The sequence below is a fragment of the Ferrovibrio sp. GW821-FHT12F09 genome (assembly GCF_058806775.1).
Genome location: NZ_JBXAPZ010000002.1, coordinates 1463754 through 1480230, shown reverse-complemented (window position 1 = coordinate 1480230; position 16477 = coordinate 1463754). Strand labels below are relative to the sequence as shown.

Sequence of the window (16477 nt, the reverse complement as noted above, 5' to 3'; positions counted from 1 at the left end):
GGGCTGTAACGACCAAACGGATCGGAAAGCTGGATGACGGGGCGTTCAAATGACCACCGCTCCCGATCGGCCTGTCAATCAGGGGAGGGGGTGAGGCGGGTCGATTTGAGATCTCTCCCAGCTCGGCCGAGCGTCTGCGCCCAGTGAGCCGTTTGTACACGACATTCACCTCAAATGGTTATTTTCGATGAGTATTTTTACGTTCAGGGCGTGAACAAAAGCTATCATTTCGGTCGGGATTTTGCTATAGCTTCCCGGGAATGTGCGGCAGTTCTGCCGGCATGGCTAGCGTGCACGTCGAGGTGGATTTCACCCCGGCTGTGGTAACGTTGGCTACTGCCGTCGGCTCAAGCAGGTGTGGCCGATGTGGTTGAGGTGCTCGCATGCTGCCTGGCGCGACCTCGATCTGGGCGCAGTCCACAAATAAAAGTCACCGACGCGATCGCTGTAGAGGCTTGCAAGAAGACTGCAGGTATTCCGGCAGCAATACACATGGGGAGGTCGGCTATCTGCAATGTTCGGTGAGCAGCAGTGGCCTGCGGGTCTCAGGGGTATTGGCCGGACAAGTCCTCAGCTGACCCATGTGTCCTTAATCTCAGTGAAGATGAGCAGAATTAGATTATCCGCATCATTTGCGAAGCGATGGCATGACTAACAGGAAGCGGTGAATTTCACATGGATATCCGTGGCGGTAAGGTTGTTGTTATTGGCGGAGCCGGTCTGATCGGTTCGCATGTGGTGGACCAACTGGTCAAAGAAGATGTGCGCGAAATTCTCGTATATGACAATTTCGTGCGGGGCGTTCGCGAGAATCTTTCCGATGCGCTGCGAGATTCGCGCGTGAAAGTATATGACGTAGGCGGTGATATCGGGCAGACCGACATTTTGGAGTCGGCTCTTGAAAACGCCGATAGCGTTTTCCACCTGGCAGCTCTTTGGTTGCTGCAGTGCCATGACTATCCCCGTTCAGCTTTCGACGTGAATGTGCGCGGTACTTTCAATGTTATGGAGGCCTGCGTAAAGAAAGGCGTCAAGCGCCTGGTCTACTCGTCTTCGGCCTCGGTATACGGCGATGCCGTGGAAGAGCCGATGACGGAAGACCATCCGTTCAACAACAAGAATTTCTATGGCGCCACCAAAATCTGCGGCGAAGCGATGCTGCGCGCCTTCCACTACCGCTATAACCTTCCCTTCGTCGGCTTGCGCTACATGAATGTGTATGGTCCCCGGCAGGATTACCGTGGTGCCTATATTGCCGTGATCATGAAAATGCTGGATGCAATCGACAATGGCCAGGGGCCTACCATTCTGGGTGATGGCAGCGAAGCCTTCGATTTCGTGACAGTCGAGGACTGCGCTACTGCCAACATCTGCGCCATGAAGGCTGATACCACTGATCGCTTCTACAATGTCGGTACCGGAAAGCGCACATCGCTGAAAGAGTTGGCCGAACTGATTATCCAGCTGACAGGCTGTAACCAGCCGATTACGTACGCTCCGCGCAGCCAGGCGACCCTTGTGCGTAACCGTATTGGCTCTCCTAAGCTCGCCAAGCAGGAGATCGGATTCGAGGCTTCAAAGGATCTCCGCGAGGGGCTTGCCAGTCTCATCGCCTGGCGCAGGCAGCACATGGATGAAGTTGCAGCGCGCCGTTCGAAGGCCGGTTCCTGACCTGGAATCATTAAACGCTCATGTGTGGTATTGCGGGTATTTTCAATATCGACGGCGCTCCAGTATCGCCGACGCTCCTGGAGCGTATGGGGCAGGCCATCGCGCATCGAGGGCCTGACGGACAAGGGCATTGGAGCGATGGCGCAGTTGGCTTGGCGCATCGCCGTTTGGCAGTCATAGATCTTTCGCCTACTGGCCATCAGCCGATGCTGTCGGCCGATGGCCGCTACGTTATTACCTACAACGGTGAAATCTATAACTATCGCCAGTTGCGCGCCGAACTCGAGAGTAAAGGATATCAGTTTAGATCCCGCAGCGACACCGAAGTCATTCTCTATGCCTTCGCTGCGTGGGGAAAGAGTATGCTGCTGCGTCTAAATGGTATGTTCGCCTTCGCTATTTGGGATTGTCGCGACCAAGTGCTAACACTTGGTCGCGATCGATACGGCGTCAAACCAGTCTATTATGCTACGGCGGGGACAGCTTTCCTTTTTGGGTCCGAAGCTAAAGCGATTCTTGCCCATCCCGACATGAAGGCCTGCATGAACCTTCCAGCGCTGCTGGAATATTTTACTTTTCAAAACTTTTTTACTGATAATACGTTATTTCGCGATATTCGGATTCTACCGGCGGGATGCCTACTGGAAGTACGGCGGGGCCGGATCGGTGCGATCGAACGGTACTGGGATTATCAGTTTGAGGAACCCTCTAATCCTCGGACGGATAGTGAATATCTCGAAGAACTTGATTTTCTGTTCCAGCAAGCTGTCAGCCGACAATTGGTTTCAGATGTCGATGTCGGCGCGTATCTATCCGGGGGTATGGACTCTGGTTCGATTACAGCTGTGGCGGCCCGGCAACTCCCGTTCATGCGTACATTTACTTGCGGGTTTGATTTGACATCAGCTTCCGGTGTTGAATTAAATTTTGATGAGAGGGCGGCTGCCGAGCACATGTCCTATTTATTCAAGACCGAGCATTACGAAATGGTTTTGAAGGCAGGTGACATGGAGCGGGTAATGCCTCGCTTAGCTTATCACATGGAAGAGCCGCGAGTTGGGCAAAGCTACCCCAATTTTTACGCCGCGCAATTGGCCAGCAAGTTCAACAAGGTGGTTCTAGCTGGCACTGGTGGTGACGAGCTTTTCGGCGGGTATCCGTGGCGATATTATCGCGCGGTCGTTAATGATGACTTCGAGCACTATATAGACAAGTACTACAGTTTTTGGCAGCGCTTGATTCCGAATGCCCAAATCAAACGCGTTTTTTCCCCGGTCTGGAGTCAGGTCAGTAATGTTTGGACCCGCGATATTTTCCGCGACACGTTTGCACATCATGCTGCCAAGCTGACGCGCCCCGAAGATTATGTGAACCACTCACTTTACCTTGAAGCCAAGACATTCTTGCATGGTTTGCTCGTCGTTGAGGACAAACTGTCCATGGCGCATGGCCTCGAGGCAAGAGTGCCGTTTCTAGATAACGATTTGGTGGATTTCGCTATGCGTTTACCGGCTCGCCTTAAGCTCGGTCATCTTGATGAAGTCGTACGTCTGAACGAGAACGAGCCCGGTGCCAAAACAGCCAAGTACTTTCAGAAGGCTAAAGATGGCAAGGTTTTGTTGCGCCAAATGATGTCTCGGCATATTCCACAGACGGTAGTCGATCGAGAAAAGCAGGGCTTTTCGGCACCCGACGCAAGTTGGTTTAAGGGCGAAAGCATAGAGTACGTACGCCGGCTGCTGGATGACGATCATGCGCAAATCTATCGCTTTCTGAACAAATCCGCCGTGCGCGCCTTGGTTAGAGAACACTTAGATGGTCAAGAAAACCGACGTTTGTTGATCTGGTCTCTGCTCAGCGTGGAGAACATGTGCCGCGTATATGGGGTGGCAGATTAAGGCGCATGCCCGATGTAATTCTGATGCAGTCGGCAGCCGATGAGGCGGCCTATGATGCCTTTTTGATGCGCGCACCAGGGGCTATGATCTATTACACACGATCATACGGACGAATGCTTGAACGGCTGCTTGGCTGCCGCAGCGAGTATTGGTTAGCGTATGAAAGTGGAATTGTTACGGGTGTCTTGCCAACGGTATCCGTTTGCGGACGGTTTGGAGCGGTTATCAATTCACTCGCTTACTATGGTAGCTATGGCGGTATTCTGGCGGTCGATGCCGCTGCGCATGCAGCATTATTACGGAAGTTTGACCAAATCGCTGCCGCACCCGGTGTTGCCGCAGCCACCATGATTGAAAACCCTCTGCAGCCTCTGCCGGACTATCCCGAGCATGACTATGTTGACCGTCGCATTGGCCAGATTACGTACTTAACAGAGCAAGCCGGGTTGTCTTGGCTGGAGAGAATAGACAGCTCTGCACGGCGCAACATTCGAAAGTCCATGAGCAATGGTGTTACAGTAAAGGTGGAGAATGATGCCACTGATTTTCTGTTCGATACTCATGTCGAAAATATGTCCATGATCGGTGGCCGAGCCAAGGATGCCAGTTTTTTCCGGTGTCTTTCTGATGTATTCAGGCCCGATTCAGACTATCGCATCTATGTCGCGTATCGCGATGGATCCCGCGTGGCGGCACTTCTGCTGTTCTATTTTGGCGAAGTGGTCGAATACTTTACGCCAGCAACCCTGCGGAGTGAGCGCGAGTGTCAGCCTATGGCACTGATTCTTCGGCAGGCGATGGGGGATGCCTGCGAGGCAGGTTACGTGCATTGGAATTGGGGGGGCACATGGCTGACCCAGGAGGGCGTGTACCGATTCAAAAAGAAATGGGGCGCGGAGAATTATAATTACCGCTATTTCACACGACTGCGGAATACAGCCCTGCAGAATTGTAGCGCTGCTGAGCTTTCTGTAGAATATCCAGGGTTTTTCACACTCCCGTTCGACAAGTTATCGCAATCGCTATGAAACCACGTAGGGCGGTCATTTTCGGCACCGGCAGCTTTGCAGAGGTGGTTGATTTCTATCTTACCGAGGATAGCGATTACGAAGTGGTTGCTTTTTTCGAAAGCGGTGCGGTCATGAAGCGTGACCATTGGCGGGGGCGGCCGGTAGTGGCGTTTGAAGACGCGGTTAGCCTCTATCCGCCCGGTGACTATGACATGTTTGTGGCTGTTGGCTATCGGAGGCTTAATACTTTACGCGAAGAGATATGCAACCAGGCACGGGATAAAGGGTACCGTTTACTGACTTACGTTTGCTCTAAGGCATCGACTTGGCGTGATCTCGCTCTGGGTGACAATGTTTTCATATTTGAAAACAATACCATTCAGCCTTTCGTTCGGATCGGAGATGGGGCTGTCCTATGGAGCGGCAATCACATCGGCCATCACAGTGAGGTTGGCCCTTACTGCTTCATCTCCAGTCACGTGGTGATTTCTGGGCACTGCTCTGTAGGCTCGCATACCTTTATCGGTGTAAATGCAAGTATTTCCGAGAATATATCAATTGGTGTGCGTAATCTGATTGGTGCCGCCAGCCTGATTCAGAAGAGCACTGAAGATGACGAGGTGTATCTAGCCGAACGGACCACGAAACATTTAAAGCCCAGCTCAAGGTTTATGCGGTGAGCCTTCCGGATCTCGCTTCTGTTGCTTTGCTTTATAGCAAAAGCCTGCGTGAATACGGCGTAACCCCGATGGGCGTTGGGTGGCGCGATGTCGAATCTCAGGCCCTGCGCTTTGACAAGCTTTTAACAATAGTTGATGAAGCCGAGCCCTATACCGTGAACGAGTTGGGGTGCGGATATGGGGCCTTTTTGCAACATATGCGCCTGCGTCAATGCAGGATCAATCGTTTTCGTGGACACGACATTGCTCCTGAAATGCTGGGAGCCGCAGTCCAGATGATTGGTGGTGACAGTGTGGAATTCTCTAGTGAGCCACAGCTAACGATACCTGCAGACTATTCCTTTGCTTCAGGAATATTTAATGTGCGCTCCCAGGTGTCAGAGATGGTTTGGCGCGACTATACCATTAAAACTCTGCACAACCTTTCTGCTTTCTCCAGCAAGGGTTTCGCCTTTAATCTTCTTAGTACTTACGTCGATTATCGCGAAGAGCATCTTTATTATGGCGACCCCTGTTACTTCTTTGACTACTGTAAGCAGCATTTCAGCCGACGGGTTGTTCTTCTGCATGACTACCCGCTTTATGAATGGACGATAGGTGTTCGTCTGTGAGTTGGAAGCGGCTTGGCCGGATATTCCATGCGGTAGGGCAGAAGGCCTGGATGGCATCGCATTCAGCCTGCCCGGTGGCGCTCCACCTACAGAGGGATCGGTATCGCCTCTACTTTGGAACGCGTGATTGTGGCAATCACCCGCGGATTGGCTGGGTAGAATTCGACCTTTCTGAACCCGAGAAGATGCTGGCTATAGCAGAATCGCCGGCGCTTGGTCGAGGAGCACCGGGCTTCTTTGATGACAACGGAGTCTACCCGGGTTGCATTCTTAGTGTCGACGGTGTCCTTCAGCTTTACTACATGGGCCGTTGCAATTTTGAATCACCACGCTACGGAATGGCGATCGGACTGGCGGAAAGCAGGGATGGGGGAGCGACATTCTCGCGAATTAGCAGCGCCCCGATATTAGATCGCGGCTTTCACGACCCATCTATGGTTTCAACACCCTGGGTAATGCGTAGCGCAGCTGAATGGCGGATGTGGTATTTATCCGGACTTGGCTGGGACGCCACCGGAACCAATTCTTCGTATCATATTAAATACGCATTTTCAGCAGACGGCGTTCAATGGCAACGCCAAGGCCACGTCGCGATTGATTTCCTCGACGGCGAAAACAATATTGCCAGTCCGACCGTAGTGCGCGATGACAGCGGTTGGCGTATGTGGTTTTGCACTATGACAAAGCAAGGATATCGCATTTGTATGGCTACATCTGACGACGGCAATATCTGGCAGCGGTCAGATGTAGGCGGTCTGGAGCCTGGAGGGGAGGAGTGGGAAAACGAAAGCGTCGCTTATCCGCATGCCTTCCTTCATGGTGATAATCTGTACATGCTCTATAGCGGCAACGACTTTGGCCGAGGGGGGATTGGCCTGGCTGTGTGGCAGGTGGGAAAGTCTTCGTGACGGAAAAAGCGATATTCGATGGCAGTATGCTCGGATCAGCAGGCCATACGGAATCTTTGCAGCTAGGATTCTCCGGATTTGAACCGATGCAAGTACATATGAATACGCTCGACACTCTTAAATGCACCTGGGGTTTCGACGAAGAATGAAGTTTGGTTTTTATGGCGGCATGGCAAACAACATGTATGTCATGGCTGGCATTATGGCGAGTTCTGGCCTGGATGTCTGTTTCATACGAGATTGTACGGATCGCTTCGCCTTCAGTCAGCCGGCTTGGCATGACGTCTGGGCTTCGCTGCCATATGCCGATGTCCCTGCATCTGGTGGTTGGTCATGGGCGCGGTGGAGTAAATGGGAGCAGGATAACGGCTGGATCGCGCCGGAATGGCTCTTGGATATTCGAAATTCGTCGTCAACGCGACCGTCTCATACGGTGCCTAATTTCGGTGCCGAGCATTGGCCCGAAATCATTGATGCGATGACGGATTGTGACGGCTTGGTTGTCTGCGGCGTTGAAGGTGCGATGTGCGCCGCTCTGTCGGGGCGTCCTTTTGTTATCATTCCCCATGGCGGGGATATCCGAATTGCGGCCGGTCTGGCTCGGTTTGGCAGATCTGCGAATCTCTACCAGCGTTGGTTCGGAACGCCAGAAGAGAAATTGATACGAAAGGCATACAAGCAAGCGGTGGCCGTCTGCACCAATGGGCCATTACGTCTTGGAGGGCACCTGGACCGTAACGGGCGAAGTTTTTCCGATCTGCTTCCGCTATCCCGTTTCATCAGGTTTGGCCTGCCTGTAGTTCAATACGAACGGCCCACGCATGGTGAGCGACGTGCATTGCTGGATAAGACACTGCAGCGGCTGAATCTACCACCCGTAACGGCCGATTTAGTGATCTTTGTACCTTCGCGTGTGGACTATCTTTGGAAAGGGCAGGACCGTTTGGCCGAGGCGTTAGCGACATTCGCGGCGAACGGTCGAATACATGCGATATTCTCAGGTTGGGGTGTTGACTTTGAAAGCCTGCGTCAGCTTATGGTGAATAGCCCTGCGACATTCTTGCCGTGTGCACTTTCGCATCCGGCGTTGATCGATTTCTACCGCAGCAGTGATCTAATTGTTGATCAGTTTATGTTGGGCCATTACGGCACAGCCGCAACCGAGGCCATGGCCTGTGGAGCGCCGGTTATGATGTGGTGTGATGAAACGGAATATCGGAAAAATGGCTGGTCGTTACCCCCAATTTTGAACTGCCGGACAGTAGATGACATCCGGCAAGGTTTACAAAGCGCGTTGAATAATGGTCTGGATTTGGAGTGTTTGGGTAGACAAAGTCAGTCTTGGGTGGCGGACCTGCATGGAGCGGCTACTGTCAGTGGGCAGTTACGCGATATTTTTGTGAATGCTCCCTACAATCGCCGACTACAGTAAAATCCGATGCTGATCTGTACTGTTGTTTAGCTATTCATCTCCGGCTGAGAGAGCACCGTTATGTATATTCTGCTGAACGCACAAGATTCATCCCCCGATCGTATTCGGTTGCGGGCACAGGCAGATGGCTATGAGTTCATGCACGCTCCTGGTATCCCGCTGGCGGAAGCGTTGACCCAGGTGCCCGAAAGTCGCCGACACGAGCCGACCATTGTCGTGGATTATCCTGTTGCCGATAGTCGCGACCTAGAGGTGATATTCAGTTTCGCTGCGCATGTTCGTGAGACGGTCGGGCAGTGGTATTATGCGCCGCGGCCGAACTCTTTTCTTGATGTCGAGCGCGCAAGTTTGGTGGGCTTTCACAAGGTTCCCAGCGCTCTATTCTCATCTGCACGGCCTGGCAGTCGTGCGATGCGGCTGTTGCGCGAAATATACAGAAGCGCGCCGGGCTGGAGCCAATCGGTTCTCTATGCGATCGGGAAACCTATTCTGGACCGATTACGGAGTATCAGAGATAAAAAGCTCGCCGCAAAACAGGCGGTGGCTTTCACGCAGATCTTAAATTCACCCGTTCCAACGGGTGAGGTCGACTCCATCACGCCCTCCGTGGCGGTCCCTTCCAATCTAAGGGTGTTGCCGGTTGTATGGCAGGAATGGCAGGCCCCGAAGTTTGCGGTCCGCCATGACTTACTTGATCGGCCTGCGCAGTTCTTTCCTCATCCCAAAGGCATTCACGTTATCGTTCTCAACAAATGTAATCTGAAGTGTGGAATGTGTCCTTATCATTCCCCCACTTATAAAGAAGTCCATAAAAGTGATTACTTCGACGACTATCGATCTATGAGCGCAGAGACGTTCGAGAAAATAGCTACCTATGCGGGGCAAAAACAGATTGCCTTGCAGTTCGGCCAGATCGAAGAGCCACTTATGCATAAGGGAATTGTGGACTTCTTGCGGATGGCCCGTGACAGGGGCGTGCCTTACATGCATATGACAACCAACGCTACACTGCTTACGCCGGAGAAATCAGACGCTCTGGTCGATAGTGGCTTAACGTCCCTTATGGTGAGTGTGGACGCGGCAAATGCCGAGACCTATCGGAAGATTCGCGGCGCGGATTTGGAGGAGCTTGAATCCAATCTCCGTTATTTCATTAAGAAATCCAAACCACGTGGGATCAAGGTCTGGGCATCTTTCATTTTGCAGCCGGATGCTATGGCAGAGCGTGAAGCCTTCATTGCGAAATGGCGCGAAATGGGCGTTGACTACATCACGTTTTATGCCTTGAGCGATCACGATCATGAAACCGGTGAGCCAATCGGCATGAAGCAAATGTACGATCACGGTGAGAAGCGATACCCCTGCGCGTCACCATGGACCCAATCGGTAGTGTTCCCAGATGGCGAGATTTCGCTATGCTGCCGAACAATGGGGCTATTAGGCTGGGAGGGCGTCGTTAGTGTTGGCACGCTTGCCAAGACGGACTTTTCCAGTATTTGGCAGGGTGAGCGTTACAGAAAAGTGCGCCAGGAGCTCTTGGATGAAGATTTTCAGGATTTCTCCGTCTGCAAGAATTGCAGTATTTGGTCGGCTTCGACTGTAATGACGGAGAGGGCCGATAACTACACTCGAACGTACAATGAAACCATGGAAACCTATGAGTTCCACCGTTAGGCATTATGAAATACTTTGCCAGAAAAGCGGCGACAGGTTCGGGCATCGCTATCTCGGTTGAGGGCGTTTCGAAGATATACTCGAAGGGGCGCAGTGCTTACTTGCCCCTAGTGTTCGGCGGCACTCCACAGTCAGGAATAGACGATATATGTGCGCTGCGGGACGTATCGTTTTCAGTGTCCAGTGGAGAGATAGTTGGTGTTATAGGCCGGAATGGTGCGGGCAAAAGCACGCTACTGCGGCTGCTGGCGGGTGTGGCCGTGCCAAGTGCAGGCCGGGTTGAATGTAATGGTCGAGTCGGTACACTTTTGAACATAGGCGCTGGATTATCTCTAAGGGAATCAGGGCGCCGGAATATTGAACTTCGACTTGATCTTCTGTGCGTCCCACATTCGCAACGAGATCATTTGGCAAAGGAAATTATAGAGTTCAGTGAACTTGGCCCCGTCATCGACATGGATGTTGGGGAATACTCGACCGGGATGCAAATGCGTCTTGGCTTCACTCTCGCAACGGTAGTGAGGCCAGATATATTGTTGATCGACGAAGCTTTGGCTGTTGGGGATGAGTTCTTCGCCGCAAAGTCTTTCAATCGCATTGCAGAAATGGCGCGTGCTGGCTGCACATGCATTATTGTCTCGCACGACTGGACGAAAACATTCAGGCTTTGCACCCGTATCCTCTGGTTTGATTCCGGTTGTCTCCGCCGCGACGGCACTGCGGCGGATTGCTTGTATCCTTTCCTCGAATCCTTGAATGCATTCCGTCTGACGCGGCAGGCGGAGATCCGAGAAGTGCGTCTCCTCGATGATTTCGGCAGGCCGGTGGATTGTCTGCGCAGTGGCGCGGCATTGACGGTTGAAGTCCGATATCGCAAGAGCGCAGATTTACCAGGATTTGCCGTAATACCCGGCGTTACGTCGGCGCATACGGGAGAGAGCGTTCTGTCGGCTTGGAGCTTGGATGACGGTGTCCAGTTCGGTGTTCGTGGGGCCGTCGAAGGAGTATTTCGGTTGAGATATCCCGAGCTCCCCCTTCAGACCGGACCTTACGATGTCTCGCTGATGCTTGTTGATCCGACACAAGGAGCTTACCCCGTCGAGTATCTTGATATCTGGGGACCGCTGGTAACGTCGTCTTGCAGAATTAATATGACTGGAGGAGATGCGGCATTGTCAGCGCCATCTTTAATCGCACTGTCACCGGAATGGAGTGTGTCGGCGTGATGGCAGCGTTAGCAATTGCAGCTGAGAATCTCTCAAAAATCTATCCTAAAAACTGGACCTACAGCGGCGTCATTGGTCGTGTGATGGGATATGAACGGGGCACAAAAGCCCTGCAAGACGTCAATTTCCATGTCCCAAAAGGGCAGATTGTTGGAGTGATCGGTCAAAATGGTGCCGGGAAAAGTACATTGTTGCGCATCCTTGCTGGGCACGCCAGGCCAAGTTCTGGCACAGTGACAATTAATGGCAAGGTTCTGGCCATTCTACAGATTGCCACCGGCCTGCAGGACGAATGGACCGGTCGGCAGAATATCGAATATATCGGCATATTGTATGGTATGGGGGCAAAGAAAGTTGTAGAGCGCAGCGCGGAGATTATTGCGTTTGCAGATTTGGACCGCTTCATAGACTATCCCGTGCGAACATACTCTGCTGGCATGAAGGCGAGATTAGCTTTTAGTCTGGTTACCAGTGCCGACTGCGACATTCTTTTGATAGATGAGACGTTGTCCGTGGGCGATGCTGGCTTTGTGCAGCGCTGCCGCGAGCGGATGCGATCACTCTGCACCAAGGGGTTGACTGTCGTAGTCGTATCTCACGGCATGTTGGCTATTCGAGAGTTATGTGACCGCGCGATATGGTTGGAAGGTGGAGCCATTGTCGCTGATGGCCCAGCTGACACCGTCACTGAGGCATACCGTTTAGCCATGATGGTTCGTGCTGAAGATGATGTTTCGCGTCGCTACAAGCATCGTCGGCGAGTATCCAAAAGCCCTGATCTCGAGATATCTGATTTACAGCTTCATGGTGATAATCGGCATTCGGTCAGCATCGTTTCTGTAGGCGAAAAATTTGTAGTGTCCACGCGTGTCGTATCGTCAGTGAATAGGAACGATGTTCGTGTCATTCTTGAATTTCTAAGGATTGATGGTGTGCTCGTCGCGCGCAGCATCTCGCCGGATCTGAGTCTCAAGGTAGGTGAAAATAATATTCGAGCCGACTTCGGCCCGATGCGACTGGGGCGGTTCGCTTATGAATGCCACGTGATGATGATTGGTGGGGCTGGAGATCTTCTGGCCGAGGCGGCGATTGTCGTCGCGGTGGACGATGTATCACACAGCTACAATTCGACATACTACCAACCAATTGAGTGGGGGGTGGTTGGTCTCATGGGCATGGAAGAGGGTAATACTTGATAACCGGAAACCTCTTTGCACTTTTGCGCTACCAAATCCGAACCGATATGGCTATGCGGTATATGGGTTCTTTGCTTGGTGCTTATTGGTCAATCATCAATCCCCTATTGCAGATCACAATTTATGTCTTCTTGATCTCAATGGTCTTGAAGGCGCGACTTGCTGGAACTTCGTCATCCTACGAATACGCTATTTTCTGTTTGGCGGGATTTGGCGGTTGGCTCTCATTCCAGGAAGCGTTGCTGTCCAGCTCTAGCAGTATTTTGCGGAATGCTGCGATTGTGAAGAATGTTTCGTTTCCCGCTGAGCTATTTCCGATTTCTTCAGTGCTTTGCTCCTTTGTTACAATCGGCACAACATATCTGGCGCTGGTTGCGCTCCGAGGTTTAGACGGGCAATGGCCTGGTTTAACTCTAATTGCATTACCTCTTGTTCTCGTTGTCCAACTACTTCTCGCACTTGGTTTCGGAATATTTTTGGCCATGCTGGGAGTATTTCTAAGGGATGTTGCACAGTTTCTGCCTGTTCTGTTGCAGTTACTGATGTTGGCTACGCCGATCGTGTATCAGCGCTCCGATGTTCCAGACGCGCTGCAGTTTTTGGTGCAATACAATCCTTTATATTACCTCATTGAGTCATACAGACGGATTCTTTTATATAATCTGTGGCCCGATTGGAGTGCGCTTATACTGCTTGCACTGATCGGGGCGCTGCTCAGCCTGTGCGCTTGGGTTGCTTTTCGTCGTGCCAGCGGCTATTTCGAGGCCGTGCTCTGATGCCTTTGGTTGACGCGATCGGAAGTCTGTGGGGCAAGATTGCTGGCAATTCTCTGCCTGAGCCTATGCAATTTCCGCCACCGTATCGTGGGATGCTGGCAATAAACTCGGATGTGGAGTTTACGAGCTGGCCGGCTCAGATAGATCTTATTGAAATCACGGCAGCCCATGGCCTTGAAGTTGGTTTCAGTTATTGGTGCTTCGGTGACGGTAACGTGACTTGGCGTTTATTCGATGACGATGATGGTCTCGCGCCATACGCCAATGCGGCCATGTCTCTCGCTCGAGCTGGTATTCTAGATACGGTGCACAGTTATGGCGGTGTCACTGATGGGCGAGGTTGCAGAATTGATCGCAAAAGAATTCAGCGTGCATTGGGCGTACTATCGGCGGCCGGTGTTCGGAGTCGAGTTTACAGTAATCACGGCACGGTCCTGGATATTCAAAATATTGGAGGTGATTGGGCAACTTATCAGGCAGGTGATATCGAGAGTGGCCCATGTTATCACCTTGATATAACTAGGGAATTTGGCGTCAGTTTTTTTTGGACGGATATAGACTACGAAAATGAGCGGTCTACTTTTTCAATAAAAGATAAAGCTGTTGCTCCGCTGCTTATCCCGCAGTTTGGCCGAGATGGCACACCGTTATTGCGTTTCCGTCGCTTTCGAGGTGCATTCCCGCGCGCGCCCTATGCAGGTAACTTTGGGGAGCAAATCGATCTTGCATTAATAGCCCCGATCGAAGGTTATTCGATTATCTATCAGCATCTCGGAGTTCATCGTAACGCGGATGGGAGTCCTTATCCGGCGCAGTCTCCGTACTTTAATGCGTCGGCGATTTCTGCATTGAAAAAATTGTCGCTTATGCAAACAGAAGGATGCGTTTTAGTAACGACAACAGAGAGGTTGCTCATGCATGCAGTCATCATGCAGGCCAAACCTTGGACGATATCTCGTGATGGAGATGTAATTTCGGTTAGATTCAAAAGGGAATTTCACCACCATAATGTTTTATTTGAAATTTCCCGTTTCGATTTACAAGGCTGGACGCTCCCAGTGGCGAATGGCGAACGAGTTTTTGTGTCGTTGAGCGGCATAACGTGGGAATTGCCTAGGTTCGTGGCCAAAGGGTGTGCTTATGCTGGTGAGCCATGGCATAAGTTAGACGTACTCGGTGAACTCGATAAAGCGAGGGCTCTTGACCGATCTAGATGAACGGTTGATGCGTTTCGTAGAGACCGGTCGCCTGACAGAAGCCGTTCGCGACTATGCTCGCTACGAATTCCAGCGCGGGGTCGAATATCATCGAGATTACATCGGCCGTCTTGGAATGTCTGGAGAGCGTGTTCTCGATGCGGGTTGCGGTGTTGGTAACTGGGCTCTCGCTCTAACCGATTTTTATCAACAGGTTACGGCATTAGAGTATAACGCTGACCGGTTGGAGTGTGCGCGCCAGGCCGCGGAAATCGCGAATAGAAAAATTGATTTCTTGTTAGGGTCAATTGAGACGCTTCCATTTCCCGATAATAGATTTGATGGGATTTTCTGTAATGGCGTGATTTTCTTGACTGATTTTCGTAAATCATTATCGGAGTTGAGCCGGGTGTTGATGCCCGGCGGTCTATTATATGTCTCCTTTGATGACTTCCCTTGGTGGAAACATCTAATTCATGATCGCGGAGTGCGTGAGCCTCATCTCATTCCTATGTCCTGTGAAGTTGTGCGAAATTGGCTGGGTGATGCACTAGATCGTCTCCCGAATGATGGTGATGCGGCCCGACAAACTCGCTTCACCGTAATGTTGGCAGTATTTCTTGATTTGCTGCGACACCAAGTACCCTCTGCCGAGGAGAATCCCTATTTCCGTCGGTGGCGGCATCGAATAACTACTCTATGGCAACTGCGTTTCTTGCTTCGCCCCTTTCTGGCCACCGCATCGGAGGCACTCAAGGCAGCTGAGAATCTTCATGTCATTGCAGATAGCGTTTCTAACCGACTACCCGATATCCTAACGGCATGTCGTTTGATCTATCGGCATGGTTCGCAAGCGCAACGCACTGCGATGGTTGCCGATCTCACCCTGGCTCTTCGTGGGCAACAGGTCCTGTCCGGGGTCCGCCGTGGCTATTGTATTACTAGTCGTGACATGCAGGAGGCGGTCGGAACAGCGGGGCTTGAATTAATTGGGACATCCTCCGAGGGGTTTCTCGTTTTATCGGCCCAGAAACCTGCGCCTCCGAGCATATATACATTCAATCAAGGCGTTTCTGAGCTCATCGCCAGAAAACCTAAGGCCAAATTGGAGCGTATCTCAGCTGATTACTTTCGCAGCAATAGTAGATCTGCAAGCGTTCGTTTCTCACATTTAACGGCCGCAACGCTTGTCGGCAATACTGGAACGCCTAATGGCCTGAATGCCGATCTTACTCGCCACTACAGGTCGGCCGCTCAAGCCATGAATGAGAGGGCTATTATTACGAACCTCGCAAGCGAGGTATCTAGTGGCTCGGTAAACAATGAAGAAGTGTTTCGATCTATTTTTCTTTTTGTTCAGGATGCATTGTTTCATCATCCTGTATTTCAAATAGCAGATGAAACTGGCAATGCTTATCTCAACAGTTTGCCGATTTTACTCTCTGGGGTTGGCCGCTGCGGCCATGTGGCAGTTGTTGCTCGTGATCTCTACCGTGCTCTTGGCTACGAAGCGCGAGTAACCCAATTACATAAGCATGTGTGTTGCGAGGTCCTGTTCGATGGACGATGGCGACTTGTCGATGCTGATGCATTCAAGGGTGGAGTTCATCCGATCAATAGACAAGGCTATTGGCCAACTTTAGAAGATTTGCAATCCAGTCCAACAGCTCTGGATGAAGTGCCCGCAATCGGTATACAGCTTTCGCCAAATGCGGCGTGGTCGCGAGGTGTCGCTGATCAGAAGATCACTGGCTATACCGAAATTGGCCTAGCATGGCAAAGGCCTTATACATCGTATTTATACTTTGGCGTGAACTCGGATATTCCGCCTGACCCGCCGCAATTGATCTGTAAGTTGCATTCTCGGAAGTTGAATGTAAGTGCGGACACGATTTCTTCAGCGGCGCAACGCATTAGAGTCGCGGTTGGCACGCAATCGCGCGGCTGGAGCTACTCCGACTACCCTGACGGCGCTTATTTGGGAGCCTGTGATGCTAGCGTGGCTAATGTGACTTTGACACCAGAGGAACTCAAACGAGGTGTTGCGCTAGATGCGCCGGACAAAACCCTTTACGTGAATGTTTGGGCACTTGATAGCTATCAGCTCAATCATCCAGCTATCTGGCTTTGGCCGGGAGAAGAAGTCCGTGTGTGTCCGCACAAGGCCCGCTTCGATGAATAATCGGCCATCCGGACAAC

13 protein-coding genes are annotated in these 16477 nt (G+C 51.7%); all 13 read left to right on the top strand.

Features of this window, described 5'->3' with window-relative positions:
• Nucleotides 1-675 precede the first annotated feature (675 nt).
• The 13 genes from AC1ROB_RS20190 to AC1ROB_RS20130 all read left to right on the top strand — a co-directional run bounded on the left by AC1ROB_RS20190 (nucleotide 676) and on the right by AC1ROB_RS20130 (nucleotide 16460).
• Nucleotides 676-1671, top strand: a complete 996-nt coding sequence (locus AC1ROB_RS20190; RefSeq protein ID WP_492969306.1) for an NAD-dependent epimerase/dehydratase family protein — start codon at nucleotides 676-678, stop codon at nucleotides 1669-1671.
• Between the two features lie 20 nt (nucleotides 1672-1691).
• Nucleotides 1692-3569, top strand: coding sequence for an asparagine synthase (glutamine-hydrolyzing) (gene asnB, locus AC1ROB_RS20185; protein WP_492969307.1), 1878 nt, complete (start codon nucleotides 1692-1694; stop codon nucleotides 3567-3569).
• A 5-nt stretch (nucleotides 3570-3574) separates the two neighbouring features.
• A complete protein-coding gene (locus tag AC1ROB_RS20180) occupies nucleotides 3575-4597 on the top strand; it encodes a GNAT family N-acetyltransferase (RefSeq protein ID WP_492969308.1) in 1023 nt (340 codons plus the stop codon).
• Nucleotides 4594-5259, top strand: coding sequence for an acetyltransferase (locus AC1ROB_RS20175; protein WP_492969309.1), 666 nt, complete (start codon nucleotides 4594-4596; stop codon nucleotides 5257-5259). The genes AC1ROB_RS20180 and AC1ROB_RS20175 overlap by 4 nt, the downstream gene beginning before the upstream one ends.
• On the top strand, nucleotides 5256-5870 hold the full coding sequence (locus tag AC1ROB_RS20170) for a class I SAM-dependent methyltransferase (RefSeq protein ID WP_492969310.1): 615 nt from the start codon (nucleotides 5256-5258) through the stop codon (nucleotides 5868-5870). The genes AC1ROB_RS20175 and AC1ROB_RS20170 overlap by 4 nt, the downstream gene beginning before the upstream one ends.
• 50 nt (nucleotides 5871-5920) lie before the next feature.
• A complete protein-coding gene (locus AC1ROB_RS20165) occupies nucleotides 5921-6778 on the top strand; it encodes a glycoside hydrolase family protein (RefSeq protein ID WP_492969311.1) in 858 nt (285 codons plus the stop codon).
• 145 nt (nucleotides 6779-6923) lie between these two features.
• Nucleotides 6924-8210 carry a glycosyltransferase gene (locus AC1ROB_RS20160; RefSeq protein WP_492969312.1) on the top strand — a complete coding sequence of 429 codons (1287 nt, stop codon included), beginning with the start codon at nucleotides 6924-6926 and terminating at the stop codon, nucleotides 8208-8210.
• Nucleotides 8211-8270: 60 nt separating this feature from the next.
• The gene (locus AC1ROB_RS20155) at nucleotides 8271-9884 is read left to right on the top strand and encodes a radical SAM/SPASM domain-containing protein (protein WP_492969313.1); all 1614 of its coding nucleotides are present in this window, start codon (nucleotides 8271-8273) and stop codon (nucleotides 9882-9884) included.
• A 5-nt stretch (nucleotides 9885-9889) separates the two neighbouring features.
• Nucleotides 9890-11110, top strand: coding sequence for an ABC transporter ATP-binding protein (locus AC1ROB_RS20150; RefSeq protein ID WP_492969314.1), 1221 nt, complete (start codon nucleotides 9890-9892; stop codon nucleotides 11108-11110).
• On the top strand, nucleotides 11110-12306 hold the full coding sequence (locus tag AC1ROB_RS20145; protein ID WP_492969315.1) for an ABC transporter ATP-binding protein: 1197 nt from the start codon (nucleotides 11110-11112) through the stop codon (nucleotides 12304-12306). Before AC1ROB_RS20150 ends, AC1ROB_RS20145 begins: the two co-directional genes overlap by 1 nt.
• A gap of 62 nt (nucleotides 12307-12368) precedes the next feature.
• The gene (locus tag AC1ROB_RS20140; protein WP_492969316.1) at nucleotides 12369-13082 is read left to right on the top strand and encodes an ABC transporter permease; all 714 of its coding nucleotides are present in this window, start codon (nucleotides 12369-12371) and stop codon (nucleotides 13080-13082) included.
• The gene (locus tag AC1ROB_RS20135) at nucleotides 13082-14299 is read left to right on the top strand and encodes a hypothetical protein (protein ID WP_492969317.1); all 1218 of its coding nucleotides are present in this window, start codon (nucleotides 13082-13084) and stop codon (nucleotides 14297-14299) included. The genes AC1ROB_RS20140 and AC1ROB_RS20135 overlap by 1 nt, the downstream gene beginning before the upstream one ends.
• Nucleotides 14283-16460 (top strand): methyltransferase domain-containing protein, encoded by a 2178-nt coding sequence (locus tag AC1ROB_RS20130; RefSeq protein WP_492969318.1) that lies wholly within the window; start codon nucleotides 14283-14285, stop codon nucleotides 16458-16460. Before AC1ROB_RS20135 ends, AC1ROB_RS20130 begins: the two co-directional genes overlap by 17 nt.
• Nucleotides 16461-16477: the final 17 nt, after the last annotated feature.